Source organism: Corynebacterium meridianum (assembly GCF_016342265.1).
Classification (GTDB): Bacteria; Actinomycetota; Actinomycetes; order Mycobacteriales; family Mycobacteriaceae; genus Corynebacterium; species Corynebacterium meridianum.
Genome location: NZ_JAEIOS010000009.1, coordinates 350,608 through 375,076, shown reverse-complemented (window position 1 = coordinate 375,076; position 24,469 = coordinate 350,608). Strand labels below are relative to the sequence as shown.

Annotated in this window: 24 protein-coding genes and 1 tRNA gene; 13 read left to right on the top strand and 12 right to left on the bottom strand. The window is 67.5% G+C overall.

The features are described 5' to 3' along the window. Positions 1 to 26: 26 nt before the first annotated feature. The gene (locus JDV75_RS01700) at positions 27 to 548 is read right to left on the bottom strand and encodes a hypothetical protein (RefSeq protein WP_198737518.1); all 522 of its coding nucleotides are present in this window, start codon (positions 546 to 548) and stop codon (positions 27 to 29) included. A gap of 94 nt (positions 549 to 642) precedes the next feature. Then, complete coding sequence (locus tag JDV75_RS01695) at positions 643 to 1,071, bottom strand: hypothetical protein (RefSeq protein WP_198737517.1); 429 nt, start codon at positions 1,069 to 1,071, stop codon at positions 643 to 645. 184 nt (positions 1,072 to 1,255) lie between these two features. Here JDV75_RS01695 and JDV75_RS01690 point away from each other — a divergent pair, with 184 nt between their 5' ends. The 8 genes from JDV75_RS01690 to JDV75_RS01655 all read left to right on the top strand — a co-directional run bounded on the left by JDV75_RS01690 (position 1,256) and on the right by JDV75_RS01655 (position 8,863). Then, entirely contained in the window at positions 1,256 to 2,044 is a 789-nt protein-coding gene (locus JDV75_RS01690) for a lytic transglycosylase domain-containing protein (protein ID WP_198737516.1), read from the top strand. Between the two features lie 247 nt (positions 2,045 to 2,291). Continuing rightward, entirely contained in the window at positions 2,292 to 3,569 is a 1,278-nt protein-coding gene (gene eno / locus JDV75_RS01685; RefSeq protein WP_198737515.1) for a phosphopyruvate hydratase, read from the top strand. 116 nt (positions 3,570 to 3,685) lie between these two features. Continuing rightward, a complete protein-coding gene (locus JDV75_RS01680; protein ID WP_198737514.1) occupies positions 3,686 to 4,294 on the top strand; it encodes a septum formation initiator family protein in 609 nt (202 codons plus the stop codon). Positions 4,295 to 4,339: 45 nt separating this feature from the next. Next, positions 4,340 to 4,897 (top strand): DUF501 domain-containing protein, encoded by a 558-nt coding sequence (locus tag JDV75_RS01675; protein ID WP_198737513.1) that lies wholly within the window; start codon positions 4,340 to 4,342, stop codon positions 4,895 to 4,897. Beyond that, positions 4,894 to 5,856 (top strand): Ppx/GppA phosphatase family protein, encoded by a 963-nt coding sequence (locus JDV75_RS01670; RefSeq protein ID WP_198737512.1) that lies wholly within the window; start codon positions 4,894 to 4,896, stop codon positions 5,854 to 5,856. Before JDV75_RS01675 ends, JDV75_RS01670 begins: the two co-directional genes overlap by 4 nt. Positions 5,857 to 5,894: 38 nt before the next feature. Further along, positions 5,895 to 5,971 (top strand) — tRNA-Leu (locus JDV75_RS01665). A gap of 720 nt (positions 5,972 to 6,691) precedes the next feature. Beyond that, positions 6,692 to 7,864, top strand: a complete 1,173-nt coding sequence (locus JDV75_RS01660) for a helix-turn-helix domain-containing protein (RefSeq protein WP_198737511.1) — start codon at positions 6,692 to 6,694, stop codon at positions 7,862 to 7,864. A gap of 168 nt (positions 7,865 to 8,032) precedes the next feature. Then, positions 8,033 to 8,863, top strand: coding sequence for a Bax inhibitor-1/YccA family membrane protein (locus JDV75_RS01655; RefSeq protein WP_198737510.1), 831 nt, complete (start codon positions 8,033 to 8,035; stop codon positions 8,861 to 8,863). 228 nt (positions 8,864 to 9,091) lie between these two features. On the opposite strand, the gene JDV75_RS01650 is transcribed toward JDV75_RS01655, so the two are convergent. From JDV75_RS01650 to JDV75_RS01640, 3 genes are all read right to left on the bottom strand, one after another. Next, on the bottom strand, positions 9,092 to 9,631 hold the full coding sequence (locus JDV75_RS01650; RefSeq protein ID WP_198737509.1) for a hypothetical protein: 540 nt from the start codon (positions 9,629 to 9,631) through the stop codon (positions 9,092 to 9,094). Between the two features lie 34 nt (positions 9,632 to 9,665). Further along, positions 9,666 to 10,193, bottom strand: coding sequence for a transcription elongation factor GreA (gene greA / locus JDV75_RS01645; protein WP_198735519.1), 528 nt, complete (start codon positions 10,191 to 10,193; stop codon positions 9,666 to 9,668). Between the two features lie 321 nt (positions 10,194 to 10,514). Next, complete coding sequence (locus JDV75_RS01640; RefSeq protein ID WP_336244268.1) at positions 10,515 to 10,973, bottom strand: DUF4307 domain-containing protein; 459 nt, start codon at positions 10,971 to 10,973, stop codon at positions 10,515 to 10,517. 216 nt (positions 10,974 to 11,189) lie between these two features. Here JDV75_RS01640 and mca point away from each other — a divergent pair, with 216 nt between their 5' ends. From mca to JDV75_RS01620, 4 genes are all read left to right on the top strand, one after another. Further along, positions 11,190 to 12,065 (top strand): mycothiol conjugate amidase Mca, encoded by an 876-nt coding sequence (mca, locus tag JDV75_RS01635; protein WP_198737508.1) that lies wholly within the window; start codon positions 11,190 to 11,192, stop codon positions 12,063 to 12,065. Beyond that, entirely contained in the window at positions 12,066 to 12,347 is a 282-nt protein-coding gene (locus JDV75_RS01630) for a hypothetical protein (protein WP_198737507.1), read from the top strand. A 94-nt stretch (positions 12,348 to 12,441) separates the two neighbouring features. After that, on the top strand, positions 12,442 to 13,212 hold the full coding sequence (locus tag JDV75_RS01625; protein ID WP_198737506.1) for an isoprenyl transferase: 771 nt from the start codon (positions 12,442 to 12,444) through the stop codon (positions 13,210 to 13,212). A 24-nt stretch (positions 13,213 to 13,236) separates the two neighbouring features. Next, positions 13,237 to 13,773 carry a flavodoxin domain-containing protein gene (locus JDV75_RS01620; RefSeq protein WP_198737505.1) on the top strand — a complete coding sequence of 179 codons (537 nt, stop codon included), beginning with the start codon at positions 13,237 to 13,239 and terminating at the stop codon, positions 13,771 to 13,773. Between the two features lie 33 nt (positions 13,774 to 13,806). On the opposite strand, the gene coaA is transcribed toward JDV75_RS01620, so the two are convergent. Next, positions 13,807 to 14,733 (bottom strand): type I pantothenate kinase, encoded by a 927-nt coding sequence (coaA, locus tag JDV75_RS01615; RefSeq protein ID WP_198737504.1) that lies wholly within the window; start codon positions 14,731 to 14,733, stop codon positions 13,807 to 13,809. Positions 14,734 to 14,908: 175 nt separating this feature from the next. Between coaA and glyA the strand changes: the two genes are divergently transcribed. Next, complete coding sequence (gene glyA / locus JDV75_RS01610) at positions 14,909 to 16,219, top strand: serine hydroxymethyltransferase (RefSeq protein WP_198737503.1); 1,311 nt, start codon at positions 14,909 to 14,911, stop codon at positions 16,217 to 16,219. 116 nt (positions 16,220 to 16,335) lie between these two features. On the opposite strand, the gene pcaD is transcribed toward glyA, so the two are convergent. From pcaD to JDV75_RS11870, 6 genes are all read right to left on the bottom strand, one after another. Next, positions 16,336 to 17,133, bottom strand: coding sequence for a 3-oxoadipate enol-lactonase (gene pcaD / locus JDV75_RS01605; RefSeq protein WP_198737502.1), 798 nt, complete (start codon positions 17,131 to 17,133; stop codon positions 16,336 to 16,338). 329 nt (positions 17,134 to 17,462) lie between these two features. Then, a complete protein-coding gene (locus tag JDV75_RS01600) occupies positions 17,463 to 17,735 on the bottom strand; it encodes a metal-sensitive transcriptional regulator (protein WP_198737501.1) in 273 nt (90 codons plus the stop codon). Positions 17,736 to 17,787: 52 nt separating this feature from the next. Next, positions 17,788 to 19,470: an FAD-dependent oxidoreductase gene (locus JDV75_RS01595; protein ID WP_198737500.1), complete on the bottom strand. Its 1,683-nt coding sequence runs from the start codon at positions 19,468 to 19,470 to the stop codon at positions 17,788 to 17,790. 172 nt (positions 19,471 to 19,642) lie between these two features. Next, positions 19,643 to 22,192 (bottom strand): ExeM/NucH family extracellular endonuclease, encoded by a 2,550-nt coding sequence (locus JDV75_RS01590; RefSeq protein ID WP_198737499.1) that lies wholly within the window; start codon positions 22,190 to 22,192, stop codon positions 19,643 to 19,645. A 152-nt stretch (positions 22,193 to 22,344) separates the two neighbouring features. Beyond that, entirely contained in the window at positions 22,345 to 23,298 is a 954-nt protein-coding gene (locus JDV75_RS01585; protein WP_336244274.1) for a 5'-nucleotidase, read from the bottom strand. 17 nt (positions 23,299 to 23,315) lie between these two features. Further along, entirely contained in the window at positions 23,316 to 24,398 is a 1,083-nt protein-coding gene (locus JDV75_RS11870; RefSeq protein WP_232958056.1) for a bifunctional metallophosphatase/5'-nucleotidase, read from the bottom strand. Between the last annotated feature and the right edge of the window lie 71 nt (positions 24,399 to 24,469).

The window sequence follows — 24,469 nt, the reverse complement described above, 5'->3', positions numbered from 1 at the left end:
CCCGGCTCTCCGTGGTGTGTGTGCGGCTAGCGCGGTAGGCCGGAGCTCAGCGCGGGGGTGTTGCCCGCCGGTGCGGTGAGACCGACGAGCTTGTCCAGGTGGAACTTGGCCGGGTTCAGGGCATTGAGGAGCTTCACCAGGGACTGGAGGATCTTCGTGATCTCGGAGCTGCCGAAACCGGCACCTCCGATGATGGTGTCCGCGTCCTCATCCTTGACCAGGTCGCACTTCTTGGCGCGCTTGGCCAGCTCTTTGGCCTGGTTCTCGGAGACCGGTTCGGTCGCGTCGGGCGAGCCGTAGAGCTGCTGGACGATCGCGGTGTTCTTGTCGTTGATCGCCTTCCGCAGGCCGCTCTCGGTCATGTCCTTCTTCAGGATGCCCGCGTCGGTGAGCACGCTCTTGACATCTGCGCAGGGTATCGCCGATGCCGCGGTGTCCCCGAAGAGGAATCCGCGGAACTCGGTCTCGTAGGCGGCTGCGGGGGCCGCCAGTCCGGCGGTCGCGATGGCGACCGTGGCGGTCGCGGCGATTAGGCGTTTGCTGAACATACTGCTCCTCATGAGGGCTATTCGGTGACGTGCTGCCACCTTATCCGAAAAACCCGTCCTGTTTCGCGTCATCCGGACAACGGACGGGAGTCCGTCAGTTGGCCAGCTTGATGGCGGAGCTCAGCACGGGCAGCTGCCGGGACAGGTCCGAACTGCCGATCGCGGCGAGTGCGTCATCGATCGGGTCGGGCTTGACGAGTCCACATTCCCGTGCGCGACCCGTGATGTCGCCGGCGGTCTTGGCGGTGATGAGGTTCGCGGTTCCCCGGAGTCCCAGGGATTCGACGAGCCGGTCACCCGCGGTGGTCAGATTTCCGGTGAGCTCACGCGCGGTGGTTGTGTCGGTGATCATGTTCGTGCTGCGGAGCAGTACCCCGAGGTCGGTGCACGATACCTCGGCTGCGGTGTTCGTGCCGAGGAGAAGTCCGATGGTGCCGAACGGGGCAGCGGAGGCCGGGGCGGCGACTCCGGTGGCGATGAGGGCGGTGGTGGCGGCTGCGGTGAGGGCGCGTCTGAGGAACATGATTCTCCTGAATCCTTATTCGGTGGGGTCCGTTCGGTGGCCGGCGGACGGGGTCTGGTTGAAACTGTAGCCCCACCCGTTACTGAAGTGAAGAAAAACAATCAGAGAGGTAATTGGTACCGGTGGTGCGGATGTTCTGCAGGGCTGGCTTTCCGGGGGAGTGGCACGGGTACAATTCGCCGCTATGAGATCCGCAGTCCGCCGCACCTTCGTCGCCGGCCTCACCTCGGTCCTGGCCGTGGTGATGGTCGTCGCATTCGTCGGCTGGATCCTGTCCTTTCTCGACGGTCCCAGTCCGATCAGGCAACTGCAGCCCGTGCCCGACAATGTCCCTCCGGCGGTGGGGGAGGCGGTCCCGCAGATCGACGTCAACGCCCCCGGAAGAACCTCGCTAAAGCTCGGATTCTGGGCCGAACCGATCGCCGCGGACACGGGGATCCCCGTCGCGGCGGTCCAGGCGTACGGCAATGCGGCGCTCATCGCCCAGCAGAGCTGGCCGAACTGCCACCTCGCCTGGAACACCCTCGCCGGAATCGGTCACGTCGAGACCCGGCACGGAACCTACTCGGGCAGGATCTTCGGCGGTTCCCGGATCGGTGCGGAAGGGGTCGTAGACCCACCGGTCATCGGTGTGCCCCTGGACGGCGGCCCGGGCCTCGCGCGGGTGCCGGACACCGACGGTGGGGAACTCGACGGCGACGCCGAATTCGACCGCGCCGTCGGCCCCATGCAGTTCATCCCCTCCTCGTGGCGCATCTACGGCCGGGACGCGAACGGCGACGGTACCGCGGATCCCCAGCAGATCGATGATGCGGCCCTCGCGTCCGCACGCCTGCTCTGTGCACACGACCGTGACCTCGCGACCCCGGAAGGCTGGACCCAGGCGATCCGGTCCTACAACAACTCCGCCGACTACCTCATCAAGGTCCGGGACGCCGCCGCGGCCTACGCGCTTCGCCAACCGCCGGTGTGACGGCGGTGTGATGTGGTGCCCGGATGTGTGGTCCGGCGGCGCGCCCGGGCATTTCATGGAACAATTGAAGATGAGCGTTCCGCATGGTCGCCGACCATCAGATCCCTCCGGGGTGCATCTCCCTAAAACGCCCGGTTATTTCCGGTTGTGTGAGGTACTGCCCGGGTGGTGTGTTCCGGTTGAGGGCCTGTGCGGCGCCACGTAGAACGACAACCGAAGCATCATCCAAAAGGCATAGGAGGCCACTGTGGCTGAGATCATGCACGTATTCGCCCGCGAGATCCTGGATTCCCGCGGCAACCCCACCGTCGAGTGTGAGGTCGTCCTCTCCGACGGCTCCGCAGGGAAGGCGGCCGTCCCCTCCGGCGCCTCCACCGGCGTCCACGAGGCACACGAGCTGCGCGACGGCGGTGACCGCTACATGGGCAAGGGCGTGCTCAAGGCCGTCGAGGCCGTCAACGAGACCATCGTCGACGAACTGGCGGGCATGGAAGCCGACGATCAGCGCGAGATCGATCAGGTCATGATCGACACCGACGGAACCCCCAACAAGTCCAAGCTCGGCGCGAACGCCATCCTCGGCGTTTCCATGGCTGTCGCCCACGCCGCAGCCGACTCCGCCGGCCTGCCGCTCTTCCGCTACGTCGGTGGCCCCAACGCCCACCTGCTTCCCGTCCCGATGATGAACATCGTCAACGGTGGGGCCCACGCGGACTCCGGCGTCGACTGCCAGGAGTTCATGATCGCCCCCGTCGGTGCCTCCAGCTTCGCCGAGGCACTGCGCATGGGCGCGCAGGTCTACCACACCCTCAAGGGCGTCATCAAGGAGAAGGGCCTCTCCACCGGTCTGGGTGACGAGGGTGGCTTCGCCCCCTCCGTCGGCTCCACCGCCGAGGCCATCGACCTCATCGTCGAGGCCATCGAGAAGGCCGGCTTCACCCCGGGCGAAGACGTCGCCCTCGCCCTCGACGTCGCCGCATCCGAGTTCTACAAGGACGGCAAGTACCACTTCGAGGGTGGCGAGCGCACCGCCGAGGAGATGAGCAAGGTCTACGCCGAGCTCGTCGCCAAGTACCCGATCGTCTCCATCGAGGACCCGCTGAACGAGGACGACTGGGAGGGCTGGAAGGCCCTGACCGCCGAAATCGGCGACAAGGTCCAGATCGTCGGCGACGACCTCTTCGTCACCAACCCGGAGCGCCTCCAGCAGGGCATCGACAACGACGTCGCCAACGCACTGCTGGTCAAGGTCAACCAGATCGGTACCCTCACCGAGACCTTCGACGCCGTCGAGCTGGCCCACCGCAACGGCTACCGCTGCATGATGAGCCACCGTTCCGGTGAGACCGAGGACACCACCATCGCCGATCTCGCCGTCGCACTGTCCTGTGGTCAGATCAAGACCGGTGCCCCGGCCCGCTCCGAGCGTGTCGCCAAGTACAACCAGCTGCTCCGTATCGAGGAGCTGCTCGGCCCGGCCGCACGCTACGCCGGCCGCTCCGCATTCCCGCGTTTCGCCAAGTAACACCCGGTAGGAAACACGGGCCCGGGCCCGGACATCCCCGTAACAGGGGGCGTCCGGGCCCGTTCGTGTCCCGGTGCTCGCACAGCCGCACGCCGGCGCGGTAGGATCGACGGACAATGGTGAATCAAGCGCACCTGCGGCGGAAACGGGTACCCGTCACCAACCGCAGAACATCAGAACAGCGACCCGGGAGGGCGGCGAGGCCGTCGCGTGCGCCCGGAACCCGCGGGAGGTTCAGTGCCCTCCAGGTCGGGATACTGATCCTCGTCCTCATCCTCGTGCTGGTGATGATCGCGGTCCCCGTGCGCAACTACTTCCAGCAGCGGGCGGAAATCGCCCGGCTCAGCGCATCCATCGCTGAGCGTACCGAGCGCCGCGACGCCCTCGTCGACGAGATAGAGAAGTACCGTTCCGAGGCGTACATCCGGGAACAGGCCCGGCAGCGACTCGGCGTGATCGAACCGGGGGAGACCCCTTTCCGCATCATTGACCCGGAGATCACCACCTCGACCGCGACCACCGTCGGCGGGGAGGACGCCACGCAGGCGGTGAGCGACCCCTGGTGGGACGTGCTGTGGAACTCCGTCGCGAGCCGCGACACCGAGCTGGCTCTCCCGGGTACCGCCCCGGAGACGGATCCGGTGGACGAGAGCCGGAAGGGCAACCTGCCGACCGCAGTCCCCGCACCACCGGAGGAACCGCCCGCCCCCGCGCCCGCCGACTGACAGAATCTGACCACCCCGCAGCCCGGGGCGACAAGGAGAACACACATGACAGTCAACGACGCCGACATCGCCCGGGTGACCGAACAACTCGGTCGCGAACCCCGCGGAGTCATCGACATCGCCTACCGCTGCCCGGACGGGGAACCCGGTGTCGTCACCACCGCGCCGCGCCTACCGGACGGGACCCCGTTCCCGACGCTCTACTACCTCACCGACCCCCGCCTCACCGCCGAGGCATCGCGCCTCGAGGTCGCGCACGTCATGAAGTGGATGAGCGACCGCCTCAAAGACGACCTGACGCTCGCCGCCGACTACGACGCGGCACACCGCCACTACCTCGAACGGCGCAACGCCCTCGAGGACCTCGGCACAGACTTCTCCGGCGGCGGGATGCCCGAGCGTGTCAAGTGCCTCCACGTCCTCATCGCCTACGCCCTCGCCGAGGGCGCGGGCCATTTCCGGCTCGGTGACGAGGCTGTCGCGCTGGCCGCCGAGCACGCCGACCTCCGCGGCACCGCGATCCCCGCCGATTGGCCCACCTGCGCCGACCTCGGCATCGACATCGAACAGTTCGACTTCACCCACGCGGAGGTCCGGAAATGACCCGCCTCGCAGCGATCGACTGCGGAACCAACTCCCTCCGGCTTCTGATCTGTGAGGTCGGCGGAGGGCAGACCCGGGAGATCCACCGGGCCATGGAGATCGTCCGGCTCGGGGAAGGCGTCGACGCGAACGGTGAACTGTCACCCGCGGCCCTCGAACGAACCCGCGCGGCCCTCGAACGCTACGTCGAGATCATGGAGATTGAACGCGTCGCCGATGTCCGCATGGTCGCCACCTCCGCCACCCGCGACGCCCACAACCGCGAGGACTTCTTCCGGATGACCCGCCAGCTCCTCGGCCGGATCAAACCCGGGGCGGTCGCCGAGGTCATCACCGGCGAGGAAGAGGCCGCACTGAGCTTCCGCGGCGCGGTCGCCGACCTGCCCCCGGAGACCGGCCCGTTCTGTGTGATCGACCTCGGCGGAGGATCCACGGAGTTTGTCGTAGGCACCGTCGACGACGGTATCCTCGGCAGCCACTCCGCCCAGATGGGCTGCGTCCGGGTCACCGAACGGATCATGCGCTCGAACCCCGCCACCGACACCGAGATCGAGATCGCCCGCGAGTACGTCGCGGAACGCCTCGATCAGGTCCGCACCATCGTCCCAGTTGATAAGGCACGCACCTTCGTCGGCTGCGCGGGAACATTCACGACGCTCTCCGCACTCGCCCTGGGACTGGAGAGCTACGACGCCAGCGCGATCCACGGTTCCGTGCTCCGCTTCGACGCACTCAAGGTGCTCACCGACCACCTCATCGCCGAGACCTCTGAACAGCGCGCCACCAATCCGGTCATCCACCCCGGGCGTGCGGACGTCCTCGGCGGCGGTTCCGTCGTCGTCCAGGGGATCATCGATCTCGCCCGCGACGCCACGGGGGTCGATTCCATGGTCGTCTCCGAGAAGGACATCCTCGACGGCATCATCGCAGGCCTCGCCGACGAGCTGGACCAGGGATAGGGACGCTCGGGGGCCGGTGCGTTAAACTGTGCCGGCACGCCCCTATAGCCCAATTGGCAGAGGCAGCGGACTTAAAATCCGCGCAGTGTGGGTTCGAGTCCCACTGGGGGCACCAGCATGAGGTTGCGCCCATCTGACCCGGCGGCGGCCGTGGAGATGGGCCGTAACGGGTGCATCCTCCGAGGCTCCCCGGGGAACTCAGGGCCTGCGGGAGTCACCGGCCGAGGGTTTCCCGACACCGATTGCGCCCATCCCGCGAGCGTGTCTGACTGACGGGTGAGATTCCGGAGAGTCGCATTCGGGCCGGCACACGACCGGTTCCATGGCATGGCTCACAGACCGGTCCACCGCCAGCGGTCTCCTGCGACGAACAGGCCGCCGACCATGAAACTCAGCCAACCGGCGCCACCCATCCAAGTTGATGCCAGTGCATGAGCTGGGAGGGAATTGTCGACGGGGCTCCGTCTCCGAGGGCGAGCCTTCTCCATTTGACGATGGAGCTTCGACGGTGGGCCGGAGGGGGTCGTCGCGAACGTGCGCGAGCGGGCACATTTCGACGGCGGTTCAGCGATTGCGGACGGTGCCGCAGAATCATTCCGGAAGTCGGCGGTGCTGCAGTTCCTCTGCCCCCTGGCCTGTGACTTTTCGCACGGCACCCCATGATGGGGGTGGATGAACAATTGGGGGTAGTCGAAAGAAGGATGCCTTGACCTCACCGAATGGTTGCACTACAGGCAATTGACAAGGATTTTCGTCCGGGCTGCTAGTGTCTTAGTGTTGCCTTACCGTTACTATCGTTTAGGTTAGCGTCGCCTAAAGATGATTGAGGTACGACATGGTTGTCTCCTACCCCCATCCGGCTCTCCTGTGGTGCCATTCGGGTTCCGCGACGATCAGGGTCGGCACCTGGAAGTGTGAACTCCCCGCCGGTGAACTCTGTTTCGCCGCAGGGCCGTCCACGGTGTCCGGCGATGGTCTGGTCATCCCGATCGTCTTCCCGAATCTGGGCATCTCCGGGACGTCCCGCCGCGTCCATCTCGGCGTGGAATGGGGTGACTTCATGGTCTACGAGTTCTCCCGGTCATTGGGCTACCTGCGGGGCGCCCGAACCCTCTCCCCGGAGATCGCGAGGCTCTTCGATGATCCCGCGGCCCCGCCGCCCGCGCCGGAGGCCGACGAGGCGAACGCCGTGGCCGAGCGGCTGCGCGTCAACCCCGGTGACCAGACCTCTCTCGAGGACTTCGCCGAGCAGTACCGGGTTTCCGCCCGGACGCTGCAGCGGCAGTTCCTCGCCTCCACCGGTCTTACGTTCTCCGAGTGGCGCACCGCCTACCGAGTGTCCTCGGCCGCGGAACTCCTCGCTCGAGATTTCTCCGTTGCGGTCGTCGCCAATCTCGTTGGCTTCGCCGCCACCTCGTCACTGACCCGCGCCTTCCGTCGTCACACCGGCTGCACACCGTCCGCCTACACCCCCGGTTCCGTCGGAATGGCTCCGGCGGGGACTCCTCCGGAGATCCCCTCGTCGAGTACCTGGCACCGTTCCACCGGATCAGACGTGGTCCTGTGGGTCTACCGCGGAACCGCGACATTGACCACCCCGGGCTACTGCCGTTTCCTCGGAAACGGGGACAGTGCGACGATTCCCGCCGGGACAAACACCCGCCTCGACATCGCCGCCGGATCGATCGCCCTGCCCATGAGCGCGGACACGGATCTGGACGCGACCCCGGAGCTCGCGGACGTCGTGGACTGCTACCGCAGTGCTCTCGGAGTGGTCACCCGGGCCGACACCGCCTCCGCGCCATCGGTGTTCACCTTCACGCAGAAGATGGATGAGGCACGGAAGCTGCTGCGTGCGGGCCTGCGCCCGAAGGACGTGTCCCGGACGGTCGGGTACCGGTCCACGGCCGCCTTCTCCCGGGCTTTCAAGGGGATGCACGGCATCTCGCCGCGGGACTTCCAGAACGAGCAGTTCGTCGAAATCGCCGGCGGATCGATCGCCGGGTAGGGCAGCGGTTCGCGATTCACAGTGAAGCCGGGGTCGGCCCGTCGGTCGGTTCCCCGGCTTTATCTGTTTGTTGTGCGCATCCGGGAACTTTCACGTCGGAGGAAGCGTTATACGGAATGTAAACGTCTTCACGACAAATCCAGGACAACAGAAAGGACCAGGGACGACGTGCGTAGTAGCAACCCTGTTCTCAGTTCACTGACGGGCAATCGGAATCAGCCCCAGCCGAACCCCTACCAGACGGGCTACCCGCAGGCCGGTTACCAGGACCCGTACCTCGCCCAGCAGGGTGGCTCCCCCGATGCCCAGCGCCCGATCACGGTGGACGACATCGTCACGAAGACCGGCATCATGCTGGGTATCATCGTCGCGGTCGCGGTGGTCAACTTTCTCATCGGAACGATGATCAATCCGGGCCTCGCCATGCTGCTCACCATTGTCGGCGCGATCGGTGGCCTCGTCACCGTCCTGATCTTCTCGTTCGGCAGAAAGTACGGCTCCGCCCCGATCGCCCTGACCTACGCGGCCTTCGAGGGCCTGTTCGTCGGCGGGATCTCCCTGATGTTCTCCGGTGTCCTCGTCGGCGGCGCCAACGCCGGGGCGATGATCGGCCAGGCGGTGCTCGGCACCGTGGGTGTGTTCCTCGGCATGCTGTACGTCTACAAGTCCGGTGCCGTGAAGGTCACCCCGAAGTTCACGCGCATTCTGGTCGGCTGCATGGTCGGTGTCCTCATCCTCATCGTCGGCAACATGCTGATGTCGATGTTCACCTCCTTCAACGTCCTGCGTGACGGTGGTCCGATCGCGATCATCTTCTCTCTGGTGTGCATCGTCCTCGCCGCCATGAGTTTCCTCGTCGACTTCGACTCCGCGGACAAGCTCGTCCGTGCCGGTGCCCCCGCGAACATGGCCTGGGGCGTCGCCCTCGGCCTCGCGGTAACCCTGGTCTGGCTCTACACCGAGATCCTGCGTCTGCTGAGCTACTTCAACAACCGCTGACCGGGTATCTCACCCGGACAAGCAGGCAGACCGGGAAACCCGGTAGCCCCCGCGACAGCGGGAGGCTACCGGGTTTCTTTCGTGTGTGGGGGAGCGGAAGGGACTCTGCGGGTCATCTCCGTGTGGTCCATGCTCCGGCGGGCCACCGGTGGGCGGAAAAGAGAAACCCGGCGACCGGTGAAATCTGGAACCGGTTGCCGGGTTGGGTCGGAGGGGGGAGGCTCCGCCCTAGAGGGCGATCGTCTCCCCGTCGACGGTGATCTGGGTGAAGGACGGGCCCTGTGGGGTGTTGCGCGGCAGGCTCAGGACGACCTCGACGTCGGGGGTCGTCTCTTCCGTGCCGTCGACGCAGGTCGGTTCACACGTGTTCGTGATACGGGTCGCGGTGCCGGTGGCCTGTTCCTCGGTCCACGTGAGCCAGACGATGTCGACGAGACGGTCGTCGTTGCCGGAGCACGCGAGGTTCAGTGTGGTAGGGCGCTGGGAGGGGGCGCTGACGCAGTTGATCACGCCGGGAAGCGTCTCGGGATCCGCGGCGCTGCTCGTCGTGGTGGCGGTGGTGGTGGAGCCGTGCGACGCGGACTCACCGTGCTGCGCGCTGGTGGTGGGCATGGCCGAGGTCTCGTCCATCTCGATGCTGGCGGGCGAGGACAGCTCCGTCGCGGTGACGACGCGCTCCTCGGTCGGAACCTGGTTGGGCGGCGAACACGCTGCGAGGGCCAGGGTGGCGGCGGCGACGGCCGCCAGGGTGCGGGTGCGGGTGGTCATGATCGTTTCCGGGCCTTTCTTGTGGGGGCTGGTTCTACTGGCTCTGGGAACGCAGGGTCGCGTACTTCTCGGAGTTGTACGGCTCGGCGGAGACGACGGTGACGCTGATGACGCGACCGTTCGGGGCGGTGTACTCGCGGGTCTCGCCCTCGCGGGCGCCGAGGACCGCCTTGCCCAGGGGAGCCTGCTCGGAGTAGGTCTCCAGATCCTTGTTGTCGCTCGCGGCCGCGCGGGTGCCGATCAGGAAGGTCTCCTTCTGGGACTCGTCGCCGTCGTAGTAGACGTGCACGACGGAACCGACGTGTGCGACGCCCTCCTCGACGGCCGCGCGCTCGGTGGTGGAGTTGGCCAGGATCTGGGAGATCTGCTGGATGCGGGCCTCTTCCTCGACCTGCATCTCGCGGGCGGCGTCGTAGCCGGCGTTCTCCTTGAGGTCACCCTCCTCGCGGCGCTCGTTGATCTCCGCAGCGACCACTGGCCGGTGGGCGATGAGCTCGTTGAGCTCCGCCTCGAGCTTCTTCTTGGTTTCCGGGGTGATGTACTGCTTCTGAATGTCAGCCATGGTGTCGGTGCCTTCCCAGTCTTCGTCGTCGTGATCGGATGATGGCGGGTGCACACCGTCCGATCGCCCTGCGCCGATGGAGTCATCGGTACCTGTGTCATCGGCACGGGATGTTCCCGGACAGCTGACAGTGCCCCGGGTGCCCGCACGACGTAGGACGCGGAAGCGTCCGGGTGCGGTCCACGGGGCGTGACTGTGGTGCCTACAGTGACCACCCGGTGAAACGGGAGCCACTGTTCGGGGAACAACGCCGGACACACGTGTGTCGTCAGGGCTGTTTCGCGATGGATTCTAACACACGGGACGCCCCGGGAACCCGGTTCAGCGGGGCTCGGCCTCCGTGAGATAGGCGGGTACCTTCTCGTGGCAGCCGTACACCTTCCCCGCGACCGGGAGACCGCGTGTGGGGATCTCCACGGTGTAGCGCTCCGTGGAATCTCCGCCCGGGGGAATGAGGAACTCGCGGCGTCCGACCTCGATCTTGTCGTAGTCCAGCGCCTGGACGATGCAGTAGCTCTCGGTGTCGGTGTTCTTCCGGGTGACGTCCACGAACATCCGAAGGGTCGAGTCGTCCTCGGCGCGTTCGAAACCCGAGGTGGTCGCGCTTACGGTCGCGGCAGCCGTCTTCTGGAAGTACTGGACGGTGACCACGATGGCGGCGATGAGAAAGAGTACCGAGCCGACCGCGATGATCCGGCCGGACAGATTGCCGCGGCTGCCGTCGGCGGTCACCGCGTAGCGGTCGGACGGGAGTTTTTGGCGGGGGGACGGCTTCTCCACGGTGGCGGCCTTCCTTATCTGTCCGTGTGTCCGGCGCCGGTCGTGACCGGCTCCGGTGCAGCCCGTCGGGGTGCACGGATTCCATGATAGACGTGCGTCGGGGCGGCGGTGCGGTGCGGTCCGGGGGTTGTCTAGGATGGTTCCGGGACAACGCCGCCGTCGGGCAGGAGCCTGGCCGCGCACCGCAACCAGCCGCGAAAGAAGGACGACAAGACTGTGAGTCAGCACCGCCTACTGGCCATCCACGCGCACCCGGATGACGAAGCGAGCAAAGGTGCCGCAACGCTCGCGCGCTACTCCGCCGAGGGCGCCGAGACCATGGTCGTCACCTGCACCGGCGGTGAACGCGGCTCGATCCTCAACCCGGCGATGAATCGCCCCGGTGTCCTGGATAACATGGACCAGATCCGGAAGGACGAGATGGCTGCGGCGGCCAGTGCCCTCGGGTGCCGTCACGTCTGGCTCGGGTACGTCGATTCCGGACTGCCCGAGGGGGATCCGCTACCGCCGCTTCCCGACGGGTGTTTCGCGCTCGCGGACACCGACCGCGTGGTGCGGGACCTCGTCCGGGTCATCCGGGACTTCCGCCCGCAGGTCATCGTCACCTACGACGAGAACGGTGGCTACCCGCACCCCGATCACCTGAAGGTCCACGAGGTGTCGATGGTCGCCTGGGACGCGGCCGGGGACCCGGGCTACCACTCGGAGCTGGGGGAGCCGCACACCCCGCTGAAGCTGTACTACACCCACGGGTTCATCCGGCAGCGGATGAAGCTGTTCCACGACGAACTCGTCGCCGCGGGGCGGCCCAGTCCGTTCGGTCCGATGCTAGAGCGCTGGAACAGCGACCGCGCGGACATCATGGCCCGGGTGACCACCCAGGTGCCGTGTGCCGACTACTTCGACCGCCGGGACGACGCCCTCCGGGCGCACGCCACGCAGATCGACCCGGCGGGTATGTTCTTCGCGACCCCGGTTGAGGTGCAGCGTAAGCTGTGGCCAACGGAAGAATTCGAGCTCGCGCGGACCAGGGTGCAGACCACCCTGCCGGAGACGGACCTGTTTGCGGGTATCGGGACAGAGGAGAACTAGATGGACATCCAGGGCGTCGCCGGTGTCATTCTCGCGCAGGCGGAGAGGTCCGGCCCGCTCGGCCCGGAGTTCGGCAAGGCCTCCCCGGTGGGGTTGTTCGTGCTCGTGCTCCTCGGGGCGATCGTGCTCTACATCGGCTGGGCGCTCAGTCGGCGCGTCCGCAGCATGGCCCGGCGGAGGGAGTTCGCCGAGGCGCACGGTATCGACCCCTTCGATCAGGAGGCCATCGACAAGGCGATGGCTGATGAGGGACTGAAGACGCCGAAACGACTCTGGTTCTGAGGATCCACCCCGGAATCGTGGAGTTCGCTGTGGAAGTCCCCGCATCCTCCACCCCGTGCCCCTCCCCGGGACGCCCGCGACTAGAATCGGTACCGTGAAACTCCTCCCGCAACTGCTCTACCCGGTCTATGAGAACCGGCTGCGCCGCGAGATCCGTGGACGCCGGCGACCGAAGCATGTTGCGGTCATGTGCGACGGGAACCGGCGCTGGGCCCGCGAGGCGGGCTTCGCCGATGTCAGCCACGGGCACCGCGTCGGTGCGCGGAAGATCGGTGAGATGGTCCGCTGGTGCGACGAGACCGGCGTCGAACTCGTCACGGTCTACCTGCTGTCGACCGAGAACCTCGGGCGCGCGGAAAATGAGTTGCAGCTGCTGTTCGACATCATCGGCGACGTCGTCGACGAGCTCGCCGATCCGGAGACCAACTGCCGGGTCCGTCTCGTCGGGCATCTCGACCTGCTCCCGGAAGACTTCGCCGAACGGCTACGTGCCGCCACCCGGAAAACCGGGGAACACACCGGGGTGACCGTCAATGTCGCGGTCGGCTACGGCGGCCGCCAGGAGATCGTCGACGCCGTCCGGGATCTCGTCGCGGAGAAAGCCGGCGAGGGACTGTCCCCGGAGCAGATCGTCGGCGAGATCGGCGTCGATTCGATCTCCCGCCACCTCTACACCTCGGGGCAACCCGACCCCGATCTGGTCATCCGGACATCGGGCGAACAGCGCCTCTCCGGATTCCTGCTGTGGCAGGCCGCCTACTCCGAGATCTGGTTCACCGACACCTACTGGCCGGCGTTCCGTAGGATCGATTTCCTCCGGGCGCTCCGCTCCTACGCCTTCCGGAGCAGACGCTTCGGAAAATGACCCGCTTTCTGTGAGGACCCAACGATGAGCACGCCCGAGTTGACCGTCATCTTCGATTCCACCTACGGCTCCACCGAGCACTACGCCCGAAGTTTCGCGGAACGCCTCGGGGTGACCCCGATCGCCCTCGGTGACGCCCCCTCCTCCGTCGGTGAGCTCCCGGGAACCGGGCCAGTCGTGGTGTTCTCCCCGAACTACGCCAATCAGATCAGCGGGGCCAAATGGCTGCGGGGCAATGACCTCGGCGGCCGCCCGACCGCACTGGCTGTCGTCGGCATGAGCGTGAGCTCCTGGGTCCGCGAACAGGATGTGGCCGCCAAGGCACTCGGCGACAACGCGGGGAACGTCACCCGTTTCTACCTGCCGGGCAGGCTCATGCACTCGCAGCTCAACAGGATTCACAGGGGGGCACTGTGGTCGTTGAACCAGATGCTCCGCCGCAAGTCCAACCGCAACGAGAACGAGGAGGAGATCGTCCGTCAGTACGGGCGTGACATCGACCGTGTCGATGACGCTGAGCTCGGGCCCGTGGAACAGTGGGTGCACCGCAACCGGGCCTGAACGTTCCCGGAGGTTGCCCCGCTCCGTGGGGACCTAGATCTTGCGCATCCGGACCCGCTGCACGAGATGGTCACGGCCCTTCACCAGTACCAGTGAGGCGCGGACCCGCGTGGGGAGGATGTTCTCCACCAGATTCGGCAGATTCACCGACTGCCAGATTTCCCGGGCCACCCGGCGCGACTCCTCGTCGTCGAGATCGGCGAAGTGCGCGAAATGCGAACCAGGCTTGCTGAAGGACGTCGCGCGCAGCGCCATGAACCGGTGGATGAACCATTCCTCGATGTCATCGCTGTGTGCGTCGACGTAGACGGAGAAGTCGAACAGATCGCTGACCATGAGGGTCGGCCCCGTCTGCAGGACGTTCAGTCCCTCCAGGATGAGGATGTCCGGTTGACGGACCTCGATCACCTCGTCGGGAACCCGGTCGTAGAGTTCGTGCGAGTACACCGGGGCCCGGCACACCGGGCTGCCCGACTTCACGTCGGTGACGAAGCGCATCAGTGCCCGCTGATCGTAGCTCTCCGGGAAGCCCTTCCGGGATGTGAGCCCACGGCGCTTCAGCTCGGCGGTGGGGTAGAGGAAACCGTCCGTCGTCACCAGATCGACCCGCGGATGGGACTCCCACCGCTGGAGCAGCACCTGCAGCAGGCGTGCCGTCGTCGATTTGCCCACCGCGACGGAACCCGCGACACCGATGATGAAAGGTACGTGCTCAACCGGCTTGTCGACGAAGGTTGAGGTGGTGCTGATCAGTTTCTTCCGCGCCTTCACCCGGAGATGAATGAGACGGGACAACGGCAGGTAGACGTCGGCGACCTCGTCGAGGTCGATGTTCTCACCGATACCGCGTAGCTGGACCACCTCGTCCGCCGTCAGGACCTGCGGCATCGACTTACGCAGATGCCGCCACTCGGTCCGGTCGAAGTCCAGGTACGGGCTGATCTCCCGTGGGCGTGCCATGGGTCCATTGTGCACAACACGGCCCCGCCCCCCGGACACAGGGGCCGGGTGCGCCCGTGGACGGACCTCCCGACCCACAATCACGTCCTCGGGGGATAGACTTACGGGGCATTTGAATATCCCGGGGCGTGGTCTTGTCCCGGGAGGTGCTGACACGAAGGGAAACCGGGCACACATGACCGAATCCAGCTCCACCCCGAACACCGACTCACGATGGCTGCCGCTGGCCGAACTCGACCCCGCCGTCGAGCAGGTTCTCCGCGACGAACTCGCACGTCAGCGGGACACCCTCGAGATGATCGCATCCGAGAACTTCGTCCCGCGCGGTGTCCTGCAGGCACAGGGCTCCGTCCTGACGAACAAGTATGCGGAAGGCTACCCCGGGCGCCGGTACTACGGCGGCTGTGAGCACGTCGACGTCGTCGAGGAACTCGCCCGCGACCGGGCCAAGGAGGTCTTCGGTGCAGAGTTCGCGAACGTCCAGCCGCACTCCGGAGCGCAGGCGAACGCCGCGGTCCTCATGGCACTGGCCAATCCCGGCGACAAGATCATGGGCCTCTCACTGGCACACGGTGGCCACCTCACCCACGGCATGAAGCTCAACTTCTCCGGCAAGCTCTACGAGGTCGCCGCCTACGGCGTCGAGGAGGACACGTTCCGCCTCGACATGGACCGCGTCCGCGAGCAGGCCATCAAGGAGAAGCCGCAGGTCCTCATCGCCGGCTGGTCCGCCTACCCGCGACACCAGGACTTCGCCGCGTTCCGGTCCATCGCCGATGAGGTCGGCGCGAAGCTCTGGGTCGACATGGCCCACTTCGCGGGTCTCGTCGCCGGTGGCGTGCACCCCTCCCCGGTCCCGCACGCCGACGTCGTCTCCACCACCGTCCACAAGACCCTCGGTGGTCCCCGTTCCGGCATGATCCTGGCGAAGCAGGAGTGGGCCAAGAAGCTCAACTCCTCCGTATTCCCCGGACAGCAGGGCGGACCGCTCATGCACGTCGTCGCCGCGAAGGCCGTCGCCATGAAGATCGCCGGCTCCGAGGAGTTCGCAGCCCGCCAGCAGCGCACCCTCGACGGTGCCCGCATCCTCGCTGAGCGCCTCGCCGGCTCCGACTGCGCCGCCGCCGGCGTCGACGTCCTCACCGGCGGCACCGACGTCCATCTCGTGCTCGCGGATCTCCGCAACAGTGAGCTCAACGGCCAGGAGGCCGAGGACCTGCTGCACCAGGTCGGCATCACCGTCAACCGCAACGCCGTGCCCTTCGACCCGCGCCCGCCGATGGTCACCTCCGGCCTGCGCATCGGCACCCCGGCGCTGGCCACCCGTGGCTTCGATGACGCCGCGTTCACCGAGGTCGCCGACATCATCGGCACCGCCCTGGCGAACGGAAAGAACGCCGACGTCGACGCGCTGCGTGCCCGCACCGCGAAGCTCGCCGAGTCCTACCCGCTGTACGAGGGCCTCGAAGAGTGGAAGATGCTCTGATCCCTCCCGCATCCGGGCCGGATGACCGATCCGACCCGTGACACGGAAAAACCGCCCGCCCACCGTTTGCACCCGGTGGGCGGGCGGTTTCGCGTCCGGTTCTTGGTCGGCCGGGATCAGACCGCGGCGGTGAAGTGGTCGGCGAGCAGCTGGTTGACCACGGCCGCCTGCTCCACGTTGACGAGGTGGGCGGCCGGGCTCACGGACTCGAGACGGGCACCGGGGATCCCGTCGGCGAGGACGCGCACCACGTCCGGCGGAGTGGAGGGGTCGTCGGCGGCGGAGATCACCAGCGTCGGGGCGCTGATCTCACCCAGCCGGGGGCGGGAATCGAACTCGGCGAGTGCCTCGCAGCACGCCGCATAGCCCTCGTCCGGGCAGGCCGACACCATGGCCTCGTACTCCGCGAACGCCCCGGCCTCACCGAACGTCGGGGTGAACCAGTTGTGCGCGACGGTGTCCGCCAGGGCCTTCGTTCCCTCCGAACGCACGGTGGCGGCCTTGTCCCGCCACGTCTGCTCCTCGCCGAACTTCGCCGCGGTCGACACCAGGGTCAGGCTGGTCACCCGCTCGGGTGCGTCGAGCGCGATCTGCTGGGCGATCGCGCCGCCGAGGGAGAGGCCCACGACGTGGGCGCGCCGGACTCTCAGGTCGTCGAGGGTCGCGAGCACGTCCGCCGCGAGAGCCGGCATCGAGTAGGGTCCGTCCGGCACCGGGGAGGCGCCGTGGCCGCGCAGATCGACGGCAATCAACGGCCACTTCTCCGACAGTGGTCCGATCTGCTCCTCCCACATCGAACGGTCGGAGCCGAGGGATCCGATGAGGACCACGGGGATGGCGTCCGCTGTCTCCCCGGTGAGCTTCACGTCGAGGCGGACGGCGGATCGCCCGGAGTTCGTGGTGTTCTCGGTCATTGCGCAATCATCCTTCCGTCACCGTCCCGGGAGCCGGGCGGCTGGGTCTCGTGGTGGTCCGAACACCGCCGAGTGTAGTGACGCGGGACGCTCCCGGGGGGCGGACGTCAGTGGCGTCCGAACAACCGGGAGAGGAATCCGGTCGCGGGTTCATCGGCGTGCCCCGGACACCGCTCCGATTCCGGGACATTGCGCATGACCTGGTCGACGTGTTGGCCGCATCCGGCCCAGGTGGTTTTTCCGCATTTGCGGCAGGTGACTGCTCGGCACATTGTTTCCTCCGTGTGGGGTTGGTTTGTCGTGGGGTGGTGGTTGTCGGGCGGTGCGACTCAGGCGAGCATGAGGAACAGCTTCTCCAGCTCCTCGGGGGTGAGATCGCCGTCCTCCCGGGAGTCCTCGTCCCGGATGCAGCCCTTCATCGCCCCGGAGATGATGGCGTAGCCGGCGCGGTCCAGTGCGGAACTCAGGGCCGCCAGCTGGGTGACGACGTCCCGGCAGGGCGCGCCGGATTCGGCCGCCTCAATGACTGCGTTCAGTTGTCCGCGGGCGCGGCGTAGCCGGTTGAGTATGCGTTTCTTGTCCTCGGGCTGGAATTCGGTCATGGTGTTTCCCCTTCGTCGTGATGGTGTCCGGTGGTCGTGGCGTCCGTGCGGGTCAGTTCCGCCCGTGTTCGAGGACGGTGTCCGCACGGTGCCCCAGCCATGCTTCGAGGGTGAGCATCCCTCCCGAGAGCGTGGCCGTGTCGTCGAAGCCGTGCTGCGTCAGGAGTCGGTACGCGAGATAGGAGCGCACGCCGGAGGCGCACAGGATCCGCACGGGCCTTCCGTCCGCGGCGCCCCGGACCTCGTCGATGCGGTCGCGTAGTTCGGTGTGGGCGATGTTCAGCGCCCCGGGGATCCGCACGGCATCGACCTCGGCCGCGCCGCGGACGTCGAGGATCAGGCAGTCGCGCCGCACGTCGGGCAGATCCTGCGGGTACCAGAGCCGTACCGTGCCGTCGGTGACGTTCGCGGCGATCATGCCGAGCATGTTCACGGGGTCCTTGGCCGCGCCGTATGGCGGGGAGTACGCGAGATCGAGGTCGATGAGGTCGGCGGCGGTCATGCGGGCGCGCAGTGCGGTGGCGAGGACGTCGATCCGCTTGTCGACGCCGTCCGCCCCGTGTGCCTGCGCACCGAGGAGGGTGCCGTCCTCGGCGTGGACGTGCGCGAGGAGATGGACCTGCGTCGCTCCCGGGAAGTAGCCGGCGTGCTGCAGGGGGTGCAGGTGCACCGTGAAGTACGGTATCCCGGCCGCCTCGAGCGCCGAACGGTTGGCGCCGGTCATCGCGACGGTCGCCTCGCCTACCCGCACGATGGCGGTGCCCAGGGGCTGCGGCGTCGGCCGGGATGAACCCGACCGGAGGATGTCGTCTGCGACCAGCCTGCCCGCGCGGTTCGCTGGACCGGCGAGGGCCACCGGGCGTCGGGCCCCGGTGACGGGATCGGTGTCGGCGACGGCGTCACCGACGGCCCACACGTCGTCCAGGTTGGTGCGTCCGTGTTCGTCGACGATGATCGCCCCGCGCTCGCAGGCAACCCCGGCTTCCCCGAACACGGCGGTGTCGGGACGCACGCCGACCGACAGGACGATCAGGTCGGCGCGCAGCCAGGTGCCGTCGGAGAGGACCACGGTGTCCGCGTCATCCCCGGTTTCGATCCGCTCCGCGGCGACCCCCGTCCGGACGGTGACGCCGGTGCGTTCGAGTTCCGCGGTCACCGGGCCGGCGATCTCCCGCTCCACGGGAGGGAGGATGTGGTCGGCGAGTTCCACCAGGTCCACCCGGAGCCCCGCCAGCGCGAGCGCCTCGGCGGCCTCGACCCCGATGAAACCGGCGCCGAGGACGACCGCGTTCCGGTCGCCCGAGGTCACCCGGTCCCGCAGTGCCGTCGCGTCATCCACGGTACGCAGCGTGGAGACCCTGGGGGAGTCGAGTCCCGGAACGGGCGGGAGGAAGGGTTTCGCACCGGGGGCGAGCACCAGTGCGTCGTAGGAGATCCGGATGCTCCCGTCGGGCGTGTCGACGGAGAGGGTGCGGGTCGCGGCGTCGAGGCCGACGACATCGTGGTGGACGCGGACGTCGATGTCGAGTGCCGCGCGCAGTGACTCCGGGGTCTGGACGAGCAGTGCGCCCGGGTCGGTGATCTCCCCGCCCACGTAGTAGGGGAGTCCGCAGTTGGCGAAGGACGGGTGGGGGCCGCGTTCGAACACGATGATCTCGGCGGATTCGTCCAGGCGGCGGGCGCGGGCGGCGCAGCTCATTCCGCCTGCGACACCTCCGACGATGACGAGTCTCATGGTGTGCTCCTGGTGGTGTCGGTGGTGGATGTACGGGTACCGCGAAATATACCCCCCGGGGTATATGGGCGGCAAGTTTCAGTCCTGTACCGGCGCCGCAGGAACGCGGGACGGCCCCCGCACCATTCCTTCCGGATGTGCGGGGGCCGTCCCCGTGAAAACCACCGTGCGATCAGCGGTGGAGCAGTCCCTGTAGTGCGGGGAGTCCGGTGAGCCACGCGATCAGGCCACCGAGGCCGAGCAGCGCCAGGAATCCCGCCACCACCGCCGCTGCCGTTGATCCGTCCGGCGTTCCGGGTTCGGGAACCCCCGGTCCGGGATCCACGTCGCCGGGTGTGCCGCCACCGAGGGAGAGTCCGACCTTGATCGGATCGTGGTCGGAGGCCCGGAACGGGTCGGCCGAGAAGAGGTCTACCGCGTTGAAGTTCCGCCTCGAGTACTCGAACGCGGTGGATTCGTCGGCGTTGATGTCCCACACATCGGCGCCCGTGGTCACGGCCATGCCCCGCTGGTTGGCCAGGACATGGTCGAGGGACCCCAGGCGGCCCCCGTACTGGTAGCTCGTCCCGGCGTCGAAGTGCCGGCCGACGTTGGTAAATCCGGCGTCCTCGATGACCCGTACCGCGTCCTCGCGAGAATAGGAGTTCAGGTCCCCGATGATGAACTGCGGGAGGTCACCCCAGTCCTTCTGACCCGCGAGCCAGGACACCAGCGCCAGGGACTGCGCGGCGCGCAACCTGGCGTTGTTGCCCTGACCGTCGCCGGTGTCCGCGTCACCGCGGGCGACGGAACCCTTCGACTTGAAGTGGTTGACCACCGCCACGACGTGTGTGCCGCCGCCCACCGGCGCGAACTCCTGGGCCAGGGGTTCCCGGGCGATGCCGGTGAAGGCGTCGTCGGTGAGAATCCGGGACTCACCGACCGGGCGGACACGCGCCGGGTCGTAGATGAAGGCGGTGCGGATCACGTCACCGGTGCCCGGCCCATCCGGAACAGTCGTCGGAGAAGGAACCGCGGCCCAGTTCCCGCCCGCCGCGTTCAGCGCGTCGACCAGGTGATTGAGTGTGGCGTCACGGTCGTGTCCGAACCGGGAACTGTCCTCGATCTCCTCCAGGCCGAGAACGTCGGCGTCGAGTGTGTTGATCGCCGAGACGATCTTCGCCCGCTGGTCCGCCAGCGCCTCCGGTGTGTAGGCGCCCCCCCGGACCGTGCACCGGTCACCGGTCACGGGTGTGCCGACACGGTCCGTGACCGGAGCACACCCCGGTTCGTCGCGGCCGAGATCGGTGAAGAAGTTGAGGACGTTGAAGCTCGCCAGGCTCGTGTCGCCGCCGACGGAATCCGGGCTACCGCGTTCGGCGTCCCGGCCGGAGGTCCACGAGACCGGCAGTGCGTCGGCCCGGGTCGTGCCGTCGACGGGCGTGGTCGGCTGCAGGGTCCAGGCCCCGAAGGAGTAGCCCAGCACCATCGGCCGGGAGAAGGTCACGTGATCCCCGGCGCGCAGGGGGCGGGTTTCCCCGTCGGCGCTGAGATACGGCAGGGGCACGTCGCGGGCCTCACTGTTGCGGAGGAAATCCCGGGAACTGCCGTCGTCGATCGTGAGCGGTCGACGCGCGTTGTCCCGTTCGTACGCGACAGCGGTCGCGCCGGGCTCTACCACGTCAGTTGCCTGGAACAGCGGGGTCTCACCCGCGACGACGCCGAAACTGCCGTACCTGTTGAGGTTGTAGTTCTCGGTCACCGTGTGCACACCCGCCGGCTGGAACAGCATGCCCTCGTGGGCCTCCCGCAGGGCGGGGTCCTCGGGGACCGTGTCGGTGATCGGCGTGACCGGTTCCGCGCAGTCGGACGTGGTCGCCGCATCGACCGGAACGAATCGCCCCGCGATCTGTGTCTGTCCGTGGAACTCCGACACCTTTCCGGTGACGGCCACGCAGCTGCCGATGAGATCGGGGGAGGGCTCGGAACCCCGGCCGGTGTAGATGAAGACACCCGTGGACGCCGCATCCGCGCCGTGGAGTCGGCCGGTGCCGCCGGTCTGCAGCGCGAAACCGCCCAGTCCGCCGTCCGGCCAGGTGGCGGTGATGATTCCGGTGGTGCGCACCTCCTCATCGACGAGTGGGGAGACGTCACCCGTGCCCTGGATCTCCGTGATCGTCACCTCCCGGGGTCCTGCGGGGGCGGGTGCCTCGGGCTCCGGTTCGGGGTCTGGGACCGTGGCCCCCACGGCCGGGCCGCCCGAGTATCTCGGGGAGGGGGCGGCGGCGGTGAAATCGGCGGCGTTGTCGTCGGTGTCCGCCCCGTCGTCACCGCGGACGGCCGCCAGCGTGTTGTCCAGGGACCGCGCAGGGGTCCCCTCGGAGACCGCTGCGCCGCCGTAGCCGAGAATGTCCACGGCGGATCCGCCGGTGGCTGCGGCGTCGAACGGCGTTGCGTCGGTGGCCAGGACCACTGTACCGGCCCTGCCACCCAGTGTGAGCTGTGGAGCGTCGATGTCCGCCGTGAAGTCCACGGTGCCACCGGCTCCCCGGGCCCCGCGGACCAGCAGGTGCGAGTGCGGCGCGATCGTTCCCGTCAGCTCACTGATCTGTCCGGGGTTCGCCGCCGTGTTTTTCGCGGAGAGGTACTGCAGGGTCCACCCGTCGACACTGACGGGGGAATCGGTCGGGTTGTACAGCTCGATGAAGTCGGAGGTGAGTACCGGCACCCTTGTTTCCGCCACCGCCGAACACCTGGCTGATGACGATTTTGTCTCCCGCGGGCGTCGCGGTGGCGGGGAGGGCCCCGGCGAACAGGGAGGCACCGACCGTGACGAGTGCGGTGGCCGGGAGTGAGAGTCGTCGTGTCATGACCGTCTACCCCGCTACCGGATGCTCAACCATGCGACGAACATCGCGATGAGGGCCGCGAGCCCCCGCCGAGGATGTACGCGAAGTTACCGAGGGGACTGGCCGCCTTCTGGATGTCCGAGCTCAGGACCGACGAGCTGCCGGGGGTTGCGGGCTCCGGTTCCCCGGTGGCACCGCCCGTGACGGTGAGCGGCAGTTCCGCGACGGTGCCGGAATCGGTCTCGATGTGGAGGATGAGTGCATCGGCTCCGGTCGGGGCGGTCAGGGTCGCGGTCGCCCGGCCGGTCTCGTCGTTGCCGGCGACGATGGTGTTGTCGACCGGGACGGTCACCTTCTCGTCACCCAGGGTGACGGTGACGTTCTTCGGGACGGGCTCCCCACCGGTGTAGGAGAGCGAGGACAGGTTGACGGTGATCGCGGAGCCCGCTGCCACGGAACCGTCCTCCGCGGTTCCGTCCAGGTGGACGCCGACGGAGGTCTGCTGGTCACGGGGGGCGATGTTCGGGTTGGCCGCGAGATAGCTGATGAACAGATCGACGTCCATCAGACCGGTGTCGGTGAAGGTGTTCGATCCGGTCTGGGTACCGAAGGCGGTGAAGCTGTCGCCCTCGTTGAGCAGGAAGCGGTTGCCGGCGACGCGGTAGGTGGCCGCGGGATCGATCGGGGTGCCGTTGACCAGGACCCGGGTGATCCGGGATCCCTGTTCACCGGCGGGATCGTAGATGTAGGTGACGTTCGAGGAAAGACCCAGGGCGAGACGGGCGCGGGACTGGCCGGGCTTCCACTGCTGCTCCAGCAGCTCGATGAACTGCGCTCCGGTCATGTCGACGGTGCCGATCGGGTTCCCGAAGGGCTGGACCTGGTACGCGTCGGCGAAGGTCACCTCGCCGGCCGCGAGGTCCGCCCGGACACCGCCGGCATTCATGACGCCGATGTCGGCCTTCAACGCCGTTTTCGCGTTGATGGAGTCGAGTGCCACGTCGGCGAGGAGGCTGTTCAGTGAGGACTCCACGCCCCGGTTGCCGCCGGTGTCACCGTCGGCGGAATCCCGTCCGCGCAGGAAGGGCTCCGGTACGGTGGCGACGACACGCTGCCCCTCCTCGGCGGCCGCCTCCTCGGCGGAGGTGACGATCGACTGCACCTCGGCGTCGGGGGTTTCGCCGCACTCCGCCCAGATGTCGGTGGCGGTGTGGTTCGATGCGGTGACGGAGGTGACCTCGCCGGTCGTGGGATCGATGACGATGTCGATGTCGGAGAGCAGGCGCCCGTATTCGCCGGGCTGGAGACGACGAGGGGCTGGCGGCCCGCGCGCTCGGGGCCGGTTTCGAGGGTCTCCTTGTGGGTGTGTCCCGCGACGACGGCGTCGAAGGCGTCGCTGAAGCCGGAGTTCACGTGCACCCTCTCGTGGACGAGCCCGATGATCACGTCGGCCTCATCCGCCGCGGCGATCCTCTCGGCCTCGGCATTCATGGCGGCCACGGGCTCGCTGAACTGCAGGCCGACGACTCCGTCGGGATTGACGATGGAGGGGGCCTCCGCGGTCACTCCACCGACGTAGGCGATCCGGACCCCGGACGCGGTGGTGACGATGTAGCTCGGGGCCGGTGCGGGATCTGCACCGCTGATGTTGGCGGCGATGTAGGGGAACTTCGCCTGCCCGGTGCCGTCGAACGAGACCCGGGCGCTGACATCCCCGAAGCCGTTGTCGAATTCGTGGTTGCCGAGTGCGGAGACATCGAGGCCCATCGCGTTGAACGCGTCGAGGGTCGGCTTGTCGCGGAGGATCGAGGAGACGAAGGGGGAGCCGCTGATGAGGTCGCCGGCGGCGACGAAGTTCGTGTCGGGGTTGCGGTCCCGTTCGGCGTCGATGAAGCAGGCCAGTGCGGCGGCGCCCGGGTCGACAAGGGAACCGTCACGGCCGTGAACGACGGAGATGCGGCCGTGGAAGTCACTGGTGGCGAGGATGTTGACGGTGACTGGTGTCACCTCTTCCGCGCCGGCGGTGGGTACCGCCAGGCCGCTGAGAGCCAGCGTGCCGACGGTGAGTGCGGAGAGGCTGGAATGGCGGTGGATGTTCATTGCAAGGTCGCTCCAACAGGGAAATGAAACGCGGATCACGGTCCCTTGCAGTTAATCAACGAATCATGTCA

What these genes read in the sequence shown, in the direction of transcription:
- JDV75_RS01700 (WP_198737518.1), bottom strand. Translation starts at nt 548, where the DNA reads ATGTTCAGCAAACGCCTAATCGCCGCGACCGCCACGGTCGCCATCGCG.
- JDV75_RS01695 (WP_198737517.1), bottom strand. Translation starts at nt 1,071, where the DNA reads ATGTTCCTCAGACGCGCCCTCACCGCAGCCGCCACCACCGCCCTCATC.
- JDV75_RS01690 (WP_198737516.1), top strand. Translation starts at nt 1,256, where the DNA reads ATGAGATCCGCAGTCCGCCGCACCTTCGTCGCCGGCCTCACCTCGGTC.
- JDV75_RS01680 (WP_198737514.1), top strand. Translation starts at nt 3,686, where the DNA reads ATGGTGAATCAAGCGCACCTGCGGCGGAAACGGGTACCCGTCACCAAC.
- JDV75_RS01675 (WP_198737513.1), top strand. Translation starts at nt 4,340, where the DNA reads ATGACAGTCAACGACGCCGACATCGCCCGGGTGACCGAACAACTCGGT.
- JDV75_RS01670 (WP_198737512.1), top strand. Translation starts at nt 4,894, where the DNA reads ATGACCCGCCTCGCAGCGATCGACTGCGGAACCAACTCCCTCCGGCTT.
- JDV75_RS01660 (WP_198737511.1), top strand. Translation starts at nt 6,692, where the DNA reads ATGGTTGTCTCCTACCCCCATCCGGCTCTCCTGTGGTGCCATTCGGGT.
- JDV75_RS01650 (WP_198737509.1), bottom strand. Translation starts at nt 9,631, where the DNA reads ATGACCACCCGCACCCGCACCCTGGCGGCCGTCGCCGCCGCCACCCTG.
- greA (WP_198735519.1), bottom strand. Translation starts at nt 10,193, where the DNA reads ATGGCTGACATTCAGAAGCAGTACATCACCCCGGAAACCAAGAAGAAG.
- JDV75_RS01630 (WP_198737507.1), top strand. Translation starts at nt 12,066, where the DNA reads ATGGACATCCAGGGCGTCGCCGGTGTCATTCTCGCGCAGGCGGAGAGG.
- JDV75_RS01620 (WP_198737505.1), top strand. Translation starts at nt 13,237, where the DNA reads ATGAGCACGCCCGAGTTGACCGTCATCTTCGATTCCACCTACGGCTCC.
- coaA (WP_198737504.1), bottom strand. Translation starts at nt 14,733, where the DNA reads ATGGCACGCCCACGGGAGATCAGCCCGTACCTGGACTTCGACCGGACC.
- glyA (WP_198737503.1), top strand. Translation starts at nt 14,909, where the DNA reads ATGACCGAATCCAGCTCCACCCCGAACACCGACTCACGATGGCTGCCG.
- pcaD (WP_198737502.1), bottom strand. Translation starts at nt 17,133, where the DNA reads ATGACCGAGAACACCACGAACTCCGGGCGATCCGCCGTCCGCCTCGAC.
- JDV75_RS01600 (WP_198737501.1), bottom strand. Translation starts at nt 17,735, where the DNA reads ATGACCGAATTCCAGCCCGAGGACAAGAAACGCATACTCAACCGGCTA.
- JDV75_RS01595 (WP_198737500.1), bottom strand. Translation starts at nt 19,470, where the DNA reads ATGAGACTCGTCATCGTCGGAGGTGTCGCAGGCGGAATGAGCTGCGCC.
- JDV75_RS11870 (WP_232958056.1), bottom strand. Translation starts at nt 24,398, where the DNA reads ATGAACATCCACCGCCATTCCAGCCTCTCCGCACTCACCGTCGGCACG.